Source organism: Pseudomonadota bacterium (assembly GCA_008501635.1).
Classification (GTDB): domain Bacteria; phylum Pseudomonadota; class Gammaproteobacteria; order QQUJ01; family QQUJ01; genus QQUJ01.
Genome location: QQUJ01000018.1, coordinates 315,013 through 332,512 on the forward strand (window position 1 = coordinate 315,013; position 17,500 = coordinate 332,512).

16 protein-coding genes are annotated in these 17,500 nt (G+C 57.4%); 12 read left to right on the forward strand and 4 right to left on the reverse strand.

What is annotated here, in order from left to right:
- Positions 1-159: 159 nt before the first annotated feature.
- The 11 genes from DWQ09_11510 (at position 160) to DWQ09_11560 (ending at position 10,701) form a co-directional block, all read left to right on the forward strand.
- Complete coding sequence (locus tag DWQ09_11510) at positions 160-1,707, forward strand: 2-isopropylmalate synthase (protein KAA3627782.1); 1,548 nt, start codon at positions 160-162, stop codon at positions 1,705-1,707.
- Positions 1,708-1,758: 51 nt separating this feature from the next.
- Positions 1,759-2,502, forward strand: coding sequence for a uracil-DNA glycosylase (locus tag DWQ09_11515; GenBank protein ID KAA3627783.1), 744 nt, complete (start codon positions 1,759-1,761; stop codon positions 2,500-2,502).
- 38 nt (positions 2,503-2,540) lie between these two features.
- Positions 2,541-2,963: a ribosomal-protein-alanine N-acetyltransferase gene (rimI, locus tag DWQ09_11520; protein KAA3628017.1), complete on the forward strand. Its 423-nt coding sequence runs from the start codon at positions 2,541-2,543 to the stop codon at positions 2,961-2,963.
- A 165-nt stretch (positions 2,964-3,128) separates the two neighbouring features.
- Positions 3,129-4,709, forward strand: coding sequence for a peptide chain release factor 3 (locus tag DWQ09_11525; GenBank protein KAA3627784.1), 1,581 nt, complete (start codon positions 3,129-3,131; stop codon positions 4,707-4,709).
- Between the two features lie 39 nt (positions 4,710-4,748).
- Positions 4,749-5,447, forward strand: a complete 699-nt coding sequence (locus DWQ09_11530) for a (d)CMP kinase (protein ID KAA3627785.1) — start codon at positions 4,749-4,751, stop codon at positions 5,445-5,447.
- A gap of 111 nt (positions 5,448-5,558) precedes the next feature.
- On the forward strand, positions 5,559-7,229 hold the full coding sequence (locus DWQ09_11535) for a 30S ribosomal protein S1 (GenBank protein KAA3627786.1): 1,671 nt from the start codon (positions 5,559-5,561) through the stop codon (positions 7,227-7,229).
- A gap of 67 nt (positions 7,230-7,296) precedes the next feature.
- Positions 7,297-7,623: an integration host factor subunit beta gene (locus DWQ09_11540; GenBank protein ID KAA3627787.1), complete on the forward strand. Its 327-nt coding sequence runs from the start codon at positions 7,297-7,299 to the stop codon at positions 7,621-7,623.
- 222 nt (positions 7,624-7,845) lie between these two features.
- On the forward strand, positions 7,846-8,136 hold the full coding sequence (locus DWQ09_11545; protein KAA3627788.1) for a LapA family protein: 291 nt from the start codon (positions 7,846-7,848) through the stop codon (positions 8,134-8,136).
- 113 nt (positions 8,137-8,249) lie between these two features.
- Positions 8,250-9,416, forward strand: a complete 1,167-nt coding sequence (locus DWQ09_11550) for a lipopolysaccharide assembly protein LapB (protein KAA3627789.1) — start codon at positions 8,250-8,252, stop codon at positions 9,414-9,416.
- Between the two features lie 15 nt (positions 9,417-9,431).
- A complete protein-coding gene (locus DWQ09_11555; protein KAA3627790.1) occupies positions 9,432-10,160 on the forward strand; it encodes an orotidine-5'-phosphate decarboxylase in 729 nt (242 codons plus the stop codon).
- Positions 10,161-10,311: 151 nt separating this feature from the next.
- The gene (locus DWQ09_11560; protein ID KAA3627791.1) at positions 10,312-10,701 is read left to right on the forward strand and encodes an RNA-binding S4 domain-containing protein; all 390 of its coding nucleotides are present in this window, start codon (positions 10,312-10,314) and stop codon (positions 10,699-10,701) included.
- Between the two features lie 20 nt (positions 10,702-10,721).
- Here DWQ09_11560 and DWQ09_11565 read toward each other — a convergent pair whose 3' ends face one another.
- The 4 genes from DWQ09_11565 to epmB all read right to left on the reverse strand — a co-directional run bounded on the left by DWQ09_11565 (position 10,722) and on the right by epmB (position 16,724).
- On the reverse strand, positions 10,722-11,438 hold the full coding sequence (locus DWQ09_11565; GenBank protein ID KAA3627792.1) for a hypothetical protein: 717 nt from the start codon (positions 11,436-11,438) through the stop codon (positions 10,722-10,724).
- Between the two features lie 161 nt (positions 11,439-11,599).
- On the reverse strand, positions 11,600-13,711 hold the full coding sequence (locus DWQ09_11570) for an EAL domain-containing protein (protein KAA3627793.1): 2,112 nt from the start codon (positions 13,709-13,711) through the stop codon (positions 11,600-11,602).
- A gap of 168 nt (positions 13,712-13,879) precedes the next feature.
- The gene (locus tag DWQ09_11575; GenBank protein KAA3627794.1) at positions 13,880-15,625 is read right to left on the reverse strand and encodes a hypothetical protein; all 1,746 of its coding nucleotides are present in this window, start codon (positions 15,623-15,625) and stop codon (positions 13,880-13,882) included.
- Positions 15,626-15,728: 103 nt separating this feature from the next.
- Entirely contained in the window at positions 15,729-16,724 is a 996-nt protein-coding gene (gene epmB / locus DWQ09_11580; GenBank protein ID KAA3627795.1) for an EF-P beta-lysylation protein EpmB, read from the reverse strand.
- Positions 16,725-16,866: 142 nt separating this feature from the next.
- Between epmB and efp the strand changes: the two genes are divergently transcribed.
- Entirely contained in the window at positions 16,867-17,439 is a 573-nt protein-coding gene (gene efp / locus DWQ09_11585; protein ID KAA3627796.1) for an elongation factor P, read from the forward strand.
- The last annotated feature ends 61 nt before the right edge of the window (positions 17,440-17,500 follow it).

Here is a 17,500-nt window from a genome sequence, read left to right on the forward strand (position 1 = left end):
TGCTTGCCTCTCTACTTGACCTGCGACTGCTGCTGCCGTAGCCGGCAGCCACTAAACCTCTCTTTCAATTCGCTAATCGTTTGCACCTGCCTTCCCGGCAGGGGTGGTTCATTGGCCGTGTGGCCCATCGCGGTTGCGATGTCAGAATTGGAACAGGATATGAGCAAGGACAAGTTGATAATTTTTGATACGACACTTCGCGATGGCGAACAAAGCCCCGGCGCGTCGATGAATCGTGACGAGAAGGTGCGCATTGCCAAGGCGCTGGAGAGGATGCGCGTCGATGTGATCGAGGCAGGTTTTCCTATCGCCAGTCCGGGTGACTTCGAGGCTGTGCAGGCCGTGGCGCGTGCGGTAAAGGAGAGCACCGTTTGCGGCTTGGCGCGAGCAACAGGGGCGGATATTGAGCGGGCTGGTGAAGCGTTAAAGGAAGCCAATTCGGCGCGCATTCACACCTTTATCGCCACTTCTCCGATCCATATGAAGGAGAAGTTGCGCATGGAGCCAGATCAGGTGGTGGAACAGGCGGTTCAGGCCGTCAAGCGTGCACGCCACTATACCGACAACGTGGAGTTCTCCCCCGAGGACGCTGGACGCTCGGAGCCCGATTTTCTGTGCCGGATCCTGGAAGCGGTGATCGATGCCGGCGCCAGGACGGTGAATATACCGGATACGGTGGGCTACAACCTTCCCCCCTATTTTGGCGCCTTGATCGCCGATCTGATGAGTCGCGTGCCGAATGCCGATAAGGCGGTGTGGTCCGTGCATTGCCACAATGACTTGGGGCTGGCTGTGGCAAATTCGCTCGCGGCCGTCATGGAGGGCGCCCGTCAGGTGGAGTGCACCATCAACGGTTTGGGGGAGCGTGCTGGTAATGCCGCGTTGGAGGAGATCGTCATGGCGGTCCGCACGCGACAGGATATCTTCACTTGCGATGTGGATCTGGATACCACGCAGATCGTCACCTGTTCGCGCCTGGTCTCCGGAATCACCGGATTTCCGGTGCAGCCCAACAAGGCGATCGTCGGTGCTAACGCGTTTGCTCACGAGTCGGGAATACACCAGGACGGCGTGCTGAAAAAACGCGAAACCTACGAGATTATGCGGGCCGAGGATGTCGGTTGGAGCACCAACCGCATGGTCATGGGTAAGCATTCGGGCCGCAATGCCTTCCGTACGCGATTGAAAGAGTTGGGTGTGGATTTCGAATCGGAAGAAGAGTTGAACGCGACCTTTGCCCGCTTCAAGGATCTCGCCGACAAGAAGCAGGAGATCTACGACGAGGATCTGCAGGCTTTGGCCTCCGAGACCAGCCTCGAGGCGGAGCAGGAACGTTTCAAGCTGCTCTATTTGAAAGTCTGTTCCGAAACCGGCGAAACACCGCTGGCTGAGGTCGCAATCTCGGTTGATGGAGAGGAGCAGCGCGGTACGGCCGAGGGCAGTGGGCCGGTGGATGCCTCGTTCAAGGCGATCGAGTCAATGGTCGCGAGCGGCAGCGAGCTGCTGCTCTATTCCGTCAATGCGATTACCAGTGGTACCGACTCGCAGGGTGAAGTGACGGTGCGGCTCAGTTGCAAAGGTCGTGTGGTCAATGGTCAGGGGGCGGATACCGATATCGTGGTGGCGTCGGCAAAGTCATACATCCACGCGCTCAACCGCATCACGCAAGGTGAGGTGAAAGCCAATCCGCAGATGGGTGATGTGTAGAGGTGTGTGGCGGGGCTTGCCGAGACATGACAGGGGGTGGAAACTGGTGATATGAGCACTAGCCCTTTGCAGTATCGCTACCTTCAGGCAATGGGAATCGATTGCTGGGTACGGCGTGCTGCCGAACATGCGCCGCGAGGCCCTGATGTTGCAGCTGTCCGAATCGAACACGAGGATTCCGGGCGGCCAGGAGACAGCATCGGGACACTCGATTGGGAGACGCTGCGCGAACGGGTTGAGCGTTGCACCTCGTGCGATCTGCACCGTACGCGCTCCCAGGCCGTTTTCGGAGTGGGTAACCGGCAGGCACAGTGGATGATCGTGGGCGAAGCGCCGGGTGCCGATGAGGATCGGCAGGGCGAACCGTTCGTTGGCCGGGCAGGGCAGTTGCTGAATCGCATGCTGTTAGCGCTGGGTCTGGCGCGCAGTGAGGTATTTATCGCCAACGTGCTGAAGTGCCGTCCTCCCAACAATCGGAACCCGCACCTGGATGAGGTGGCCCACTGCCAACCTTACTTGCAGCGCCAAATCGAGCTCGTGCAGCCCGGTGTACTGTTAGCGGTCGGGCGCGTTGCAGCCCAACACCTGTTGGGAACTCAACTCAGCCTGTCCCGATTGCGTGGAACTGTGCATCAATTGCCCGGAGGGGCCACTCCCCTGATAGTGACCTATCATCCCGCCTATCTCTTGCGTTCACCCGCGGACAAACCCAAAGCCTGGGCAGACCTCTGCTTTGCAAGACAGGTGCTGCGTGAACGCTCAGCCCAACAATCCGGGGTTGCTGAAACGCCATGAGCGCGATCCCCAAACCCTACGCCCTCGAATCCCGTCCGATGACTGAACAAGACATCGCTGCGGTGATGGCGATCGAGCGCGATGCCTACACGCACCCCTGGACGGAAGGCATCTTTCGGGACTGCCTGCGGGTCGGTTACGGCTGCACGGTTTTCGAACAGTGCGGCGTGATCGATGCCTACGGGATCGTGTCGGTAGTGGCGGGTGAGTGCCACATCCTGAATCTCTGCGTACGCCCCGAAGTGCAGGGGCGCGGGATTGGTCGCAAGGTGCTCACCCATGTTCTGGCGCGTGCCCGGCAGACAAGCTCCGAAGCAGTGTTCCTCGAGGTGCGACCCTCCAATCGGGTGGCAATTAACCTCTATTTGGGCATGGGCTTCAATGAAGTCGGAGTGCGCAAGCGCTACTACCCGACCCATGGCGGGCGCGAGGATGCCATTATCATGGCGCTGGATCTTTAGTCATCGTGGATAGTCTGTCTATTCTCAAAGATTGATCTGCTATACTTCGCCGCTTTTCAAGGCACGCCTTATTGTGGTCATTGCGACTGCCTGGGCGTTTGGAGTCATTCTCTCAACGGGTTTCGGCCCAGTGCGCCGAACAGCCGTCACCGAGTCATAATTCAGATGTCGGAAATTGCCCGCCAGGCCCAGCGCCGGCGTACTTTTGCCATTATCTCGCACCCGGATGCCGGCAAAACAACGCTCACCGAAAAGCTGCTGCTTTTTGGCGGCGCTATTCAGCTCGCCGGTACCGTTAAAGGGCGTAAAGCAGCACGCCATGCGACGTCTGACTGGATGGAGCTCGAGAAGCAGCGCGGTATCTCGGTGACAACTTCGGTGATGCAGTTCAACTACCGAGACCGGGTGGTGAATCTCCTCGATACGCCTGGCCACGAAGATTTTTCTGAGGACACTTACCGCACGCTGACCGCAGTCGATTCGGCGCTGATGGTCATTGACAGCGCCAAAGGCGTGGAGGACCGCACCATCAAACTTATGGATGTGTGTCGGCTGCGCGACACGCCCATCATTACCTTCATCAACAAGCTGGATCGGGAGGGGCGTGAGCCGGTGGAACTGCTCGATGAGATTGAGTCGGTGCTGAATATCCAGTGTGCCCCGGTGACCTGGCCGATTGGGATGGGTAAACGGTTTCGCGGTGTCTACCATCTGCTGGACGACGCGGTCTATCTCTACGCACCCGGCAACGCAGAACGGGTACAAGCCGGCCGGGTAATCCAGGGGCTCGACAATCCTGAACTCGACGCGGTGCTTGGAGATCAGGCGGATGAATTGCGGGTTGATATCGAGCTAGTCAGGGGGGCGAGTCACGGATTCGATGCCGATGCTTATCTGGAAGGCACGCTGACCCCGGTATTTTTTGGTTCTGCAATCAATAACTTCGGGGTAAAAGAGCTGCTCGACAATTTTGTGCGCTACGCACCGCCGCCCCGCGGGCGGGATGCGGGAGAACGTCGCGTAGAGCCTGACGACGAGTCATTCACGGGGTTCGTCTTCAAGATACAAGCGAACATGGATCCCGCCCATCGTGATCGCATCGCGTTTCTGCGCGTCTGCTCGGGGCGCTACACCAAAGGTATGCGACTGCGCCATGTGCGCGCCGGACGGGATATTCAGATCGCCAATGCGATTACCTTCCTCGCCTCCGAGCGCGAGCGGGTGGAGGAGGCATACGCGGGCGATATCGTCGGCATCCACAATCACGGGACGGTTCGTATCGGGGACACATTCACGCAGGGCGAAGACCTCAAGTTCAGTGGAATCCCCTCTTTCGCACCCGAATTGTTTCGCCGGATCATTCTAAAAAACCCCATAAAACTCAAAGCTTTGCAGAAGGGATTGACCCAGCTAAGCGAGGAAGGGGCTACGCAGGTTTTTCGTCCCTTGAAAAACAACGATCAGATCGTCGGCGCCGTGGGGATACTGCAATTTGATGTAGCCGCCTATCGCCTGCAGAACGAATACGGGGTGGAATGCAGCTTCGAGGCGGTACCCGTCTATTCGGCCCGATGGATCGAGAGCGCCGATGCACGGGAGTTGGAACGGTTTCGTGAAAAACACTACGAACATCTTGCCATCGATGGCGCCGGTGACCTGGTATTCATAGCACCCACACGCGTAAATCTGGAGCTGACGCAGGAGCGATGGCCCGATGTCCATTTCCACCAGACACGTGAGCACTGAGGTGACCAGTGCCTGTCGCAGAAGAGGGAACGAAATACGATGGCTGAGGTGAGGATATTGACCATCGATGGCCCCAGCGGGTCGGGCAAAGGAACGATCAGTCGCCGCATCGCCAAGCAGCTCGGTTGGCACTACCTCGATAGTGGCGCGCTCTATCGCGTCTTGGCTATGGCCGCTCAAAACCACGGGTTGACCCTTGAAGATGCAGAATCGCTGGCGACCCTTGCGGCTCATCTCGACGTTCAGTTCGAGCTGGCGGCTGATCCTGCCGATGATGCGGTACAACTCGAAGGTGAGAACGTCACAGCAATGCTGCGCAGCGAGGCCTGCGGGAAGGCCGCGTCTCAGGTGGCCGCGATACCCAGTGTGCGTCAAGCGCTGCTGGAGCGCCAAAGGGCATTTGCCGAACCTCCCGGTTTGGTGGCTGACGGACGGGATATGGGGACTGTGGTTTTCCCCGGTGCTCAGGCCAAGGTATTCCTCACCGCCAGTGTCCAGGCGCGCGCCCAAAGGCGATATAACCAGTTGAAAGAAAAAGGGTTGAGTGCTAATCTGGCCGATGTTCTGAGGGAGATCGGTGAGCGCGACGAGCGTGATTCCAGCCGCGCCGTCGCACCGCTGAAACCCGCAGAGAACGCCATCATTCTGGACACCACCAAGCTTTCGATAGACGAGGTGGTAGCCACAGTGATGGGGATCGTCGAGGGTCGACCAACTTCGACATTTTCAGGGGTCTAGGTTGCCACTGGCGATACTAGGCATTTTTTATAACTGACTTGCGGCGTTTTGTGCCGCGTAAGCAATCGAGGGGATCACCAGCATGCATGGTGAGTCCAGGACCTTTTAACCATGACCGAAAGTTTTGCTGAACTGTTTGAAGAGAGCATTGCCCAGACCCAGATGCGTCCGGGCAGTATCTTGACCGCTGTGGTACTGGAAGTTAGGCCCGATGTCGTCATTGTCTCGGCGGGCCTCAAGTCTGAAGGTATTATCCCTGCCTCACAGTTTTACAACGAAAATGGCGAGATCAATGTCCAGCCCGGCGATGAAGTCGAAGTCGCCCTGGATACTGTGGAAGATGGGTTCGGCGAGACCCGTCTGTCCCGCGAGAAGGCCAAGCGCGCCAAGACCTGGATGAAGCTGGAGGCCGCTTTCGATAAGGGTGAGACCGTTGCCGGCCAGATCAATGGCAAGGTTAAAGGCGGGTTCACAGTCGACATCGACGATATCCGCGCTTTCCTGCCCGGCTCACTGGTGGATGTGCGCCCGGTACGTGATGCGACCTACCTGGAAGGCAAGGATCTCGAATTCAAGGTCATCAAGCTGGATCGTCGCCGCAACAATGTCGTTGTTTCGCGCCGCGCGGTGGTGGAAGACGAGTACAGCGCTGAGCGTGATGAGTTGTTGAAGAATCTGCAGGAAGGTCAAGTGGTTACCGGTGTCGTCAAGAATCTCACCGATTATGGCGCGTTCGTGGACCTGGGTGGCATCGACGGTTTGCTGCATATCACCGACATGGCCTGGAAGCGCGTCAAGAACCCCTCCGAGATCGTCAATATTGGCGATGAGATAGAGGTGAAGGTTCTCAAATTCGACCGCGAGCGCAACCGCGTCTCGCTGGGCCTGAAACAGCTTGGCGAAGATCCGTGGATGGATATCGCGCGTCGCTATCCAGTCGGTACTCGGTTGTTCGGTAAGGTCACCAATCTGGCTGATTACGGCTGTTTCGTCGAGATCGAGGAGGGCGTTGAGGGCTTGGTGCACGTTTCCGAGATGGACTGGACCAACAAGAACATCCACCCCTCCAAACTGGTGCAGATCGGTGACGAGGTGGGGGTGATGGTGCTCGATATCGATACCGACCGTCGTCGCATCTCGTTGGGCGTGAAACAGTGCCAACCCAATCCTTGGGATGAGTTTGCCGCCATGCACAACAAGGGCGATAAGGTCAGCGGCACCATCAAATCGATTACCGATTTCGGAATTTTTGTTGGTCTGGAGGGTGGGATCGATGGTCTTGTGCACCTCTCCGACATCTCATGGAATGACGGCGGCGAAGAAGCTGTTCGCCGCTTTAAGAAGGGCGATGAGATGGAAGCGGTGGTGCTGGCCATTGACGCAGAGCGTGAACGCATCTCGCTCGGCGTCAAGCAGATGGAGCAGGACCCCTTCTCCAACTACGTAGCGGCTCACCCCAAAGGCAGTATCGTGACGGGTAAGGTGATCGAGGTGGATGCCAAGGGCGCCGTGGTGAATCTTGCCGAAGGCATCGATGGACATCTGCGCGCTTCCGAGATCGCCCGCGACCGCGTTGAGGATGCGCGTACTTTGCTCAAGGTCGACGATGAAGTCGAAGCCAAGTTCATTGGTGTCGATCGTAAGAGTCGTACCATTACGCTATCGATAAAGGCCAAAGATTCCGAGGAAGAGGCCGCGGTATTGCAGGACTACAAGGCGCCAAGCACCGGTGCTACGCTGGGCGATATCTTCAAGGAGCAGTTGGAGAGCAAGAACGACTGACGCTCCTTGCGGGGAACAAGGTTTGCGGGGGTCGCAACGACCCCCGCTCCGATCCGGGAAAACTAGAATGACGAAGTCGGAATTGATCGAATTGCTGGCTCGTAAACAGAGTCACCTGGCACAGAAAGATGTCGAGCTGGCAGTAAAAAGCCTGATCGAACAGATGAGCCATTCGCTCTCGTCGGGCGAGCGTATCGAAATTCGTGGATTTGGCAGTTTCTCTCTTCATTACCGCCCGCCACGGATGGGACGCAATCCCAAGACCGGCACAGCCGTCGCCCTGCCGGGTAAGTACGTGCCGCATTTTAAACCGGGCAAGGAGTTGCGTGAACGAGTCACCGAAACTGCCGATATCGCGGCAGACGATCGTCATGCTCAGCTAACCGCGGGTTAGTCATCCTTTCGTTTGATTCTGCCCCCTCCTAGCGACACAAAGCACCCCTTCCCTCGAGAAAAGTTACCGGTTCGTCTCTACTTGTCAGTTAGGGTGGGGCACCTGTACCTTAGGCAGTGCAATTCCAATACCTGATCTTCCGGCGCTGCCTGTCGTCTGCGCATGGGCGTCTAGCGGGAGGTTTAACGCAAGCAATGAGAAAAAAGACTTGGGGAGTGCAGCATGCGTATTGTCCAAAGCATCATACTTTTCCTGATCTTTGTGGTGGCGTTGGCATTCGCGGTTATCAATGCCGATGCAGTCAAGATTGATTACTACGTTGGCAGTATAGAGATGCCGCTGTCAGTGATAGTGGTGGTGACCTTCGCGCTGGGAGCAATTGTGGGTTTGCTGGTCAGCCTCGGCCGGATGTTGGGATTGAAACGCGAATTAAACCAAGTTCGACGTGCAGAACGCATTTCGCAACAAGAGCTCACTAATCTGCGCTCCATGCCTATTCGTCAAGATCATTGAATGTTCGTGTCTCGGCATTGCATGGCAAAGCGGTCAACAGTCGGACGTTCGCTCGTGGTAACACTCATGATGAAATGAGTACCGGAGACGGATAAGGGTTAGTCGTTAAGCATATGTATGACCTACTGTGGTTACTATTGCCGGTCGCGGCAGCTTCGGGTTGGCTTTTGGCGAGGAAATTACCCGCCAGAGGCGTGCAGACTCCTGGACTGGGCATGCGGCAAGCCTATTTCAAAGGGCTCAACTTTTTGCTCAATGAACAGCCCGACAAGGCCATTGAGGTTTTCATCAAGCTGCTTGAGGAAGACAGCGAGACAGTGGAAACGCATTTGGCGCTCGGCAATCTGTTTAGGCGTCGCGGTGAGGTAGATCGAGCAATCCGTATCCATCAGAATCTGATTGCACGTCCCAGCCTAGATAGATCGCAAAGATCGCAGGCACTGCTTGAATTGGGACAAGACTATATGCGAGCGGGGCTTCTTGATCGCGCAGAGAACATTTTTCAGGAACTGATAGGCATGCGCATGCATGTCGACGCGGCGCGTCGTCACCTTCAGGATATTTATCAACTAGAGAAGGACTGGGAAAATGCGATCTCGGTCACTCGCGCTTCAACAGCTTTGCCCGAAGGAGAGCGCCGCCTTTTGATTGGACAGTTCTATTGCGAATTGGCGGAGGAGGCCCTTGCGAGTGGTGATCGCCGTGCGGCACAACAGATGATAAGGAGAGCTTTGGCCAGCGATGCACATTGTGTGCGAGCCAGCCTGATAGCGGGAGATTTGCAGGCAGGCAGTGGTGACTGGAAAGCTGCAATTGGATTTTACCGAAGTGTCGAAGATCAGAATCTCGACTATCTCCCGGAGGTGATTGCACCTCTGAAGGAGTGCTACAAGAATTTGGGTGATCGCGCCGGATACATCGCCTACCTGCACAAGCTTCAGCTACGGTATCAGGGTATATCGGTATTGTTGGCCATGGCGGAGGTAATCAGGGATACCGAGGGTGAGGCGCGAGCCACGGCTTATCTTGTTGAGCGTCTGCGGCAGAAGCCGTCAGTACGTGGCCTGGACTGGTTATTGAGGACCAAACTCTCAAATGCGGACGAGAGGGCTCGTGGCAACCTTGATGTCCTGAGACAGATTACACATGCTTTGCTACAGCACAAACCGTCGTACAAATGCACGCGTTGCGGATTTTCAGCCAAGGCGTTGCATTGGCACTGTCCAAGCTGCAGAAGCTGGAGCAGTATTCGGCAGATCCAGGGTGTGGAAGGCGAATAAGGTAGCGATGGAGCCATGACAACGATTAGTACCGCCCCGCGGGTAATAGTCGCACTGGATTTTCATGAGGCCACGCAGGCCCTCTCCTTTGTCGAGCACCTCGATCCCGGGGCATGCCGATTGAAAGTGGGAAAGGAGCTTTTTACATCGACTGGTCCAAGTCTGGTTGAGTCGCTGGTTGAGCGAGGTTTCGATGTCTTTCTGGATCTCAAGTTCCATGATATTCCGAATACCGTAGCAGGCGCTTGCGCGGCTGCAGCCCATTTGGGTGTATGGATGATCAATGTTCATGTGTCGGGTGGCCGGCGGATGATGGAGGCTGCGCGAGAAGCGCTCGACAAGTTTGATATACGACCTCTGCTGATCGGTGTAACCGTTTTAACCAGCCTGGGTGACGAGGATTTGGCCGAGATCGGCTTTTCCGGCACTGCGGCGTGGACCGTCGAACGTATGGCCGCTTTGGCCAAGGCAGCATCATTGGATGGCGTCGTGTGTTCGGCGCACGAAGCAATCCGGTTGCGCAGTTCGCACCCTTCGGAGTTCTGTTTGGTCACGCCGGGTATTCGTCCTCGTGGTTCAAATGACGACGACCAGATACGGATCATGACGCCCGATGCAGCCATCGAAAACGGGGCCGATTATCTGGTGATCGGACGCCCCATTACACGTGCCGCGAACCCGGGTCGAGTTGTGGAAAGCATTAATACCGAGATCGCCAACGCGCTGCGTCGACAGCGAAGTTGAAGGACTTCGCTCCTCGTGACATGCGAAAAAATAGCGCCAGCGGTACATGCCTCGTATACCGGTCGTGGCATGGCGTAGCCGCCGAGATGTGTTTCAGTCTCACTCTCTCGTACACCAGCACATGGATTCATGATCGCTTGGTGTTCCTGCCATGAGCAGAGATTTCATGTCACTGAGAGTCGATAAATGGCTCTGGTTCGCAAGATTTTTCAAATCACGCGTGCTTGCTGCTCAAGCACTACGCGGTGGGAAGGTCCGCATTGCCGGGGCACGTATAAAATCTGCGCGAGAGTTGCGGGTAGGTGAGGTTCTGGAAATCACCCGCGGGATAGAGCGGTTTGAAGTGTGCGTGATGGAACTGGGTCAACGCCGCGGTCCGGCTTCGGAGGCACAGCGTTTATATCAGGAAACGGAGGCGAGCAAAGCGCGGCGGGCGGCGATACAAGCGGCTCACGATGCCGCGAAATCGAGCCAGCTCTTCAGTGATCATAAACCTAACAAGCGCGAGAGGCGTCAGTTAGAGCGTTTCCGCCGGGGCTGATGGTTGAATCGATAAAGGTTCTAGAAGCGCCATCCGAATTTGAGGCTATAGGAGGTGGTATCTCCGGTTCGATCGCCTTCCAAATCCATATTGAAGATCCCGAAGTTGAGATTCACCCCGAGGAAATACTTCTCTTCACTGAAGTCCTCCTCCACTAAGCTTCCGGCGTAGGGCGTGCTCTTTACCCAAACCTTGCCGAGGCCGGCATACGGAGTGAAGTTGGCAAAACCTTTGGAGACGGATAACTCGAGCCCCGTGGTATCTATATCCAATTGGTCAACGCCGGAGAGCCTGGAGTAGGTGCCTCTCAGCGAAAGTGCGGGAGATAGAGCACCCCCTTTCAAGAACGCGTAGCGTGCCTCAGCGCCCCAAAAAGCGATGTTGCTGCCGGGCATCGCAGAATAGAATGCGCCAAGATCGATGCCGCCCGGCAAGCCTTTGTGCAGGTGTAATCTCGGGATGTAGATAGTGTCCGAGACATCATCTGAACTGGCACGGTCAAAAAGATCGCCGTTCTCCAATCGAGTGTTTACGATCGCAAGGCCGAAGTCGAAACCGGTTGTGCCCAAGGGCTCTGCAGGGGTTACCGCCTTGTAGCTCAATGCAGCGCCCAGGTCTCTCGAGAAGAGGCGGAACTCTGACTGCGAGAGTAGATTGAGTTGGTCAATATCGCCTTCTGCCGCAACATGGGTACAGGCGGAAAGTGCGAGTAAACCGATTAAAACCCTACTCTTCATATCGGGGCCCTCGTGACGAGGTGCTTGTTTTGAGTATAGCGTCCGGATGGGGATCTGGCCGTCTTACCTTTGACAGCCCACAAAAGCGTAGGCGTTTGTACCGGATATCGATGTGAACCGGTGCTCACTTTCAGGCAGTCGTTGCGGATTGGCAGGGCGGGCTAGAACGATTCACCACTGAAGTCGAATGTTAGCTCCTCGCTCGGTTCCTGGAGAAAATAACCTTGGATATAGTCCACATCGGATTGCCAGAGCAGAGGCAGCGAGCCCGCATCCTCGACAAATTCGGCGATGCACTCCATGCCTAGTTCGTGCGCGGTCCTGGCGATATCAGCGACAGCGTCCTGGCTCTCTTTGTTGGTGGGTAGATTGACCATCAGCGCCCGGTCGATTTTGACGAAACTGGCGGGAACATGCTTAAGGAAGTTGAGTGAGTTCAAACCACTGCCAAATTGCGCAAGCGCAAGCCGCGATCGCAACGCTTTCAAACCTTTGATCAGAAGTTTCAAGCCTTGAATATTGGCGCTGGCGGCTGGCTCCTTGACCTCAATGACCAGGTACTCCCCCGACAATCGATAGTCCTTAAGACGTCCCGCCAATCGCGGCAGATAATCCTCATCGGCCAGTGTGGATTCCGACAAATTGAGGAAAAAGTGGACCTTTTTACCCTTGGCGTGCTCCTCCGCAAGCTTCTCCAATGCGCGCTCAGCCACCCATCGGTCGATTTGCGGCATTATGCCGTGGCGTTCCGCGGCGGCAAGAAGCGGCTTGGTAGGGATTTCATTGCCTTTATCGTCACTCAGGTGAACATAGACTTCGTAGTACTCATGCTGTTCACCGCGCAGGCTGCTGATAGGCTGATAAAGCAGTGTGAAGGCGTCCTTTTCCAGCGCCGACTTCACCACTTTGGACATGACATCGCCGCTGCTTTCGATCGCCTGCTCCACTGTCGAGGGCGTGTAGAGTTGCGTGCGATTGCCACCGTCAGCGCGCGCCTGATCGCAGCACTGATGCGCGCGGCGCAATACTTCCTGGGCGCTGGCCGCGTTTTCACTGACGAGCGTAATACCTATGCTGGCCGTGGGGTTGATCGCATGGCCACCTACTTCCGATACATGGTCTTCCACTTTCTTACGTAAGGCATCGGCTAACTGTTGCATATCATCGGGGGTTTTGTAGTGGGTCAGAACAGCGAATATCTGGTCCGAAAAACGCGCCAACGTTTGCGTCTCGTCGAGGTTTTCGTTCAAAAGATCTGCCATATCCACCACCACCATGTCGCTGGCGGCGATTCCGACGCGATCGACGATGGTATCGAAACTGTCGATGGCGATAAGCAGCAACGCCAATTGGGCATTGCCGCTGAGCACTTCGGCCACTTTCAATTCAAGCTCTTCGATAAAGTACTGACGGTTGTAAAGCCCGGTCAACAGATCACGGTCGCTGAGAATCTTGATCTTGTCTTCCAACTCCTGGTTATCGGATTGCGTCGGAGCGGAGGCCGCGGTCTGGGCGGGGATGACCACCTGGAAGCACTCTTCCTCGTCAACCACGGCCGGGCTGAAGACCAGGGTGATGGGGAACGTCTTGCCATCGATGCGCTGACCCAGAACTTCCAGTCTTTGCGACCCTTTGTTCAGCTCGGGTAAACCGCGAAGAAACTGCTTTAGTTTGGGGTGATCGTCCGGAGCGATCATGTCCATCAGGGGCATCCCCTCGATCTCTTCCGGGTCGGTAAATCCAAAGAGTTTGAGATACGCATCGTTGGCGCGGATATGCATCCCGTCGATCACGTAGGTAATGGCATCGCGTGCGGTATCGAGGAGTGCCCGACTGCGGCGCTCCGCCTCGCGGTAGCGCTGCTGCATGTCGCGTAACGCACGACGTGCCTTGAGGTCTTCCAACTCGCGATCGACAACCAGCCGCAGGTGTTCGTTCTGCCCCTTGGGGATCGCATCGCGCGCCCCGGCGCGCAGCGCCTCTATCAGGGCATCCTGAGTGGGGCGTTCGACGATTGCCACCAGCGGTATATCCTTTTCGCTGCGGGCGATGACGGTGATCGCATCCTCGACGCGACAGCCGTTTAACGGGGAAGAGCAGATGGCCATTTCGTACTGGTGTTCGGCCAGGGCGGCCTGCAGCTCGTCTGGACTTTTCACCTGCTTGGCGCGGACGGCATGACCACCACCGCGCAAGGTGCTGACGTAGGTTTCAGCTTCGTTAAGCGAATCCTCTATGATCAGTACCCGCAAAATATCCTGGTCGTCTACCATGTACAGCCCTGTCTCAGCGTTAGTATTGTGGTTGTTAGCTTTAAATCGAACTGGTCGCGCTGGCGGCTAACTGTCTGCCCAGCAGGCGATATTCAATAACTATCCCGCCCTTGGCAACCATTATAGGGGGGGTGCCCCGGAATCCCAATTCAGTGTTCGCAGTGGAAACTATCCGCATTCACCCAATAGTGCCACGAGACCTTCGTCGGGAGAGCACTGGTAGTGGGAGAAACTGCCGGTGGACTCCAACATGCGACTGAGGTGCAACGTCACATCCCCGGCCGGACTCTCCACTGACAGGCTGGTACCGACCGGATAACCCGACAGAGCGGTTATCAAGCTGATCGGTTGCATCACCGCTCGCACCGCGGGCAGTATCAGGGCGGATTCCCCCGCGATGCGTCCAGTATCTGACTCGCCACTGCCAATGCGGATGACCCGAGCGCAGGGCGCGATCATCTGAACGCCGAATTCCATGTGCTCGCTTTCGCTGTCCCGCATCCAGCGTATGACACCGATCTCCCATTCACCGCGGGCCGATTCATCGCGAATGCCCACCAGTTCACCCACCCGCGCACGCAGTTGACTCTCTTTGTGCGTGACGAGACAGAATCCTCCGGCGCTCTCATTGATAGTGCCACACCGGTGGGTTTCGAGCGGTAGCTCATCCTGATCGGGTGAAGTTCCCGAGCTGGTGTATACCAGACTCCACACGTCCTGCGATTTCGGTTCAATGACGTACTCTCCGGTTGCGCGGGGTCGATCGTCAGGAACCACATCGAGAGGTTGAGCGGATGTTTCCACGCCGCGGCCTGCGGCGATGAGACGGCACAACGATGTAAACCCGATGGTGATGTCGAGGCTGTGTGCCCGTTCGCTGCGCGAAAAACTGCGCTGCGGCGAGGTGCCCCAGGCCTGGGTTAGCCGGCGGTAGATATCGGCGGAAAGTGTGCCGCCGTCACTGGTCTTGGGCAGCGTGCCGAGTTCATGGAAGGTGGTCAACTCCTGGCGCAGCACCGGTAGCAGATCGATCGTCGTCACTATGCGATGGCGTGCGGGGGTGATTTCCGAATTTTCGAGTGATTGGTCGGTGGGCTCGTCACTTTCAAGATCAATCACCAGGGTTCCGATACCGGTCTCGTGAGAGGGCGGGGGGCGTACCTCGCACAGGCCTACCCAACGCGCCAGGGCTTCGTTGACCCAGTCGAGTTCGCCCGGGCGCAAACGATAGGGCGAGGCAAGGGTCAAGAGTAGCAAGCGCAGGTAGAGGCGTTGGAGGTTGGACTCCTTCCCATAGGGTGTGTGGAGTTCAGTGAGCCTGCTGCCAAGCAAGCCGTGCTGTTCTGCATAGCGATACAACTGATGCAGATCGCGCCAAATGCCGGTTTGCGGTGGTTGGTAGGTTTGAAAATAATCCAGAACCAGTTCACCCAGATAAGCCATTGCACCATGCAGGGCCAGCGCCGATGCGCGCTTGGACAGGTGTCCAAACAGTCCGGCTTCCGCATTGTCCATGAGTACGCGTTTGTAGCCCAGCGCCAGTTCCCGGTGCAGACCGCGAATCAATCGCGCGATTTGATCGCCGTGGGGGGAGAGCGGCAGGAGGTGATGGCGTATCCGCTGGCGCAGCGACGCCAACAGGGTGCCGGCCGTTTCATCCACGTACCCCAGATAAGAGAGACGATCGGTCAAAGTCAGGCGTTGGCGGTTGACGCTGGCGATGCCCTGGATCAACGCCCCGGCCGCGCGTTCGTGATCGGCCATGGGCAGTTCGCTCAACCAGGCCCGTACCGCTTTCGCCTGATAGGGCATAGCGGTATCGCCTGCGGCCTGCAGGTCGGGTAGGTGTAGCTGCAGATTGGTATCGGCGGACATACGGATCGCTTCGCGCTTTTCCGGAAAGGCAACTCCCACCGATCCCCTTTCCGGTGGGCGTGCACACGGCGATTACGGTACACAAGAAATTGGCCTGAAACAAACGGTCCGAGCGATGCTGGTCGCATCGGTTCCTGGGTGATCAGTCGATCAACGGAAGCTTTGCCGCAGCGCCGGGGAGTTCCTGAACCAGCCGCGGCACCAGATAACCCGGCAGGTGTTCACGCAAGGATTTGATCAAGGCGCACGCTCGTGCCTTATCGACCGCAAAGTGGGCCGCGCCTGCCACCGGATCGAGTTGGTGGAGGTAATAGGGCAGCACGCCGCATGAGAACAAGCGCTCGTTGAGGCGTTGCAGGGTCTCGACGCAATCGTTGACGCCTCTCAGCAACACCGCCTGGTTCAGCAGCGTGACTCCCTGTCGGCGCAGCCGCCACAGCGTGTCATGCACCGCTTCGTCGAGTTCCGCCGGGTGGTTGGCGTGGATGACCAGTACCGTGGGCCGCGGGTGACTTTTCAGCACCGTCTCCAGGTCGGGGGTGATACGCTCCGGGCTGACCACCGGTACCCGCGAGTGGATGCGCAAGCGCTGCAGATGGGGAATGGCGGCCAAATGGTCGAGGAGTTGTTGCAGGCGCCGGGCGCTGAGCGTGAGCGGATCGCCACCACTCAGAATGATCTCGTTGAGCGAGGTGTCCTCCGTGATCTCCCGCAATGCGGGCGCCCAATCCTCGTCCAGGGTGAGATGGTCGCCATAAGGGAAATGCCGGCGAAAGCAGTATCGGCAATGGATGGCGCAGGCGCTGGTGGCGATCAGCAACGCCCGTCCCTGATATTTCTGCAGCAGGCCCGGTGCCGTAATTGCGGCATTGTCGCCCACCGGATCGGTCACGAACCCGCATGCTTCGATCTCCTCCTCTGGTGCAGGCCAGATCTGCCGCAGCAACGGGTCGTCGGCGTCGCCGGGTTTGATGCGATCGACAAAAGCGGGCGGTGCCTTGAGGGCGAATTGCCCCTGTGCCGGGCCGCTAGCCGGAAGCTCCAATTCGGACAATGCCAATCGCTGGCGCAGCTGCTGATAGTCGCCAGTGGCGGAAGGCAGATTTTGCTGCAGGGGTGTCTGACAGGGCGCGCGCATTCGCGCTATTATACGCGCTCGCTCGCGTACCCGGTTGATGCGGCGACCAAAGGGCGGGGTTTTGCACTCGTCCTTTTCGTTTGTTCGAGTCTGTCGCCAGCGCCGCGGGAGTCACTATACAAATTGTATCAATGAGGAAACTATGGGCACGGTCAGCACGAGTGAATTTCGCAGTGGCTTGAAGGTGATGGTGGACGGTGATCCTTGCGCGGTCGTCGAGAACGAGTTCGTCAAACCGGGCAAAGGCCAGGCGTTCAACCGTGTCAAACTGCGTAACCTGAAAACCGGTCGCATATGGGAGCGCACCTACAAGTCCGGCGAAACCCTCGAGACCGCTGACGTCGTCGATACCGAGATGCAGTATCTCTATGCCGACGGCGAATTCTGGCACTTCATGGATCCTGGCTCCTACGAGCAGTATGCCGCCGACGCCGGCGCCGTGGCCGACGCGGTGAAATGGCTCAAGGAGCAGGCTGTCTGCACCGTCACCCTCTATAACGGTTCGCCTTTGGCGGTTACCCCACCCAACTTCGTCGTCATGCGTATTACCGAATGCGATCCCGGCCTGCGCGGCGATACCGCTACCGGTGGCGTCAAGCCAGCCACCCTGGAGAGTGGCGCCGTGGTGCGCGTGCCGCTGTTTTTGGAGCAGGGCGAACTGGTCAAGGTCGATACCCGGTCTGGCGAGTACGTATCGCGCGTCAAGGAAGAGTGAACGTCGGCGTGTTGCACGATTTACTGCAGGGGCCGGTCGAACCGGCCCTTTTTGTCGTCTG

What these genes read in the sequence shown, in the direction of transcription:
- DWQ09_11515 (KAA3627783.1), top strand. Translation starts at nt 1,759, where the DNA reads ATGAGCACTAGCCCTTTGCAGTATCGCTACCTTCAGGCAATGGGAATC.
- rimI (KAA3628017.1), top strand. Translation starts at nt 2,541, where the DNA reads ATGACTGAACAAGACATCGCTGCGGTGATGGCGATCGAGCGCGATGCC.
- efp (KAA3627796.1), top strand. Translation starts at nt 16,867, where the DNA reads ATGGGCACGGTCAGCACGAGTGAATTTCGCAGTGGCTTGAAGGTGATG.
- DWQ09_11510 (KAA3627782.1), top strand. Translation starts at nt 160, where the DNA reads ATGAGCAAGGACAAGTTGATAATTTTTGATACGACACTTCGCGATGGC.
- DWQ09_11525 (KAA3627784.1), top strand. Translation starts at nt 3,129, where the DNA reads ATGTCGGAAATTGCCCGCCAGGCCCAGCGCCGGCGTACTTTTGCCATT.
- DWQ09_11530 (KAA3627785.1), top strand. Translation starts at nt 4,749, where the DNA reads ATGGCTGAGGTGAGGATATTGACCATCGATGGCCCCAGCGGGTCGGGC.
- DWQ09_11545 (KAA3627788.1), top strand. Translation starts at nt 7,846, where the DNA reads ATGCGTATTGTCCAAAGCATCATACTTTTCCTGATCTTTGTGGTGGCG.
- epmB (KAA3627795.1), bottom strand. Translation starts at nt 16,724, where the DNA reads ATGCGCGCGCCCTGTCAGACACCCCTGCAGCAAAATCTGCCTTCCGCC.
- DWQ09_11565 (KAA3627792.1), bottom strand. Translation starts at nt 11,438, where the DNA reads ATGAAGAGTAGGGTTTTAATCGGTTTACTCGCACTTTCCGCCTGTACC.
- DWQ09_11540 (KAA3627787.1), top strand. Translation starts at nt 7,297, where the DNA reads ATGACGAAGTCGGAATTGATCGAATTGCTGGCTCGTAAACAGAGTCAC.
- DWQ09_11555 (KAA3627790.1), top strand. Translation starts at nt 9,432, where the DNA reads ATGACAACGATTAGTACCGCCCCGCGGGTAATAGTCGCACTGGATTTT.
- DWQ09_11570 (KAA3627793.1), bottom strand. Translation starts at nt 13,711, where the DNA reads ATGGTAGACGACCAGGATATTTTGCGGGTACTGATCATAGAGGATTCG.
- DWQ09_11560 (KAA3627791.1), top strand. Translation starts at nt 10,312, where the DNA reads ATGAGCAGAGATTTCATGTCACTGAGAGTCGATAAATGGCTCTGGTTC.
- DWQ09_11550 (KAA3627789.1), top strand. Translation starts at nt 8,250, where the DNA reads ATGTATGACCTACTGTGGTTACTATTGCCGGTCGCGGCAGCTTCGGGT.
- DWQ09_11535 (KAA3627786.1), top strand. Translation starts at nt 5,559, where the DNA reads ATGACCGAAAGTTTTGCTGAACTGTTTGAAGAGAGCATTGCCCAGACC.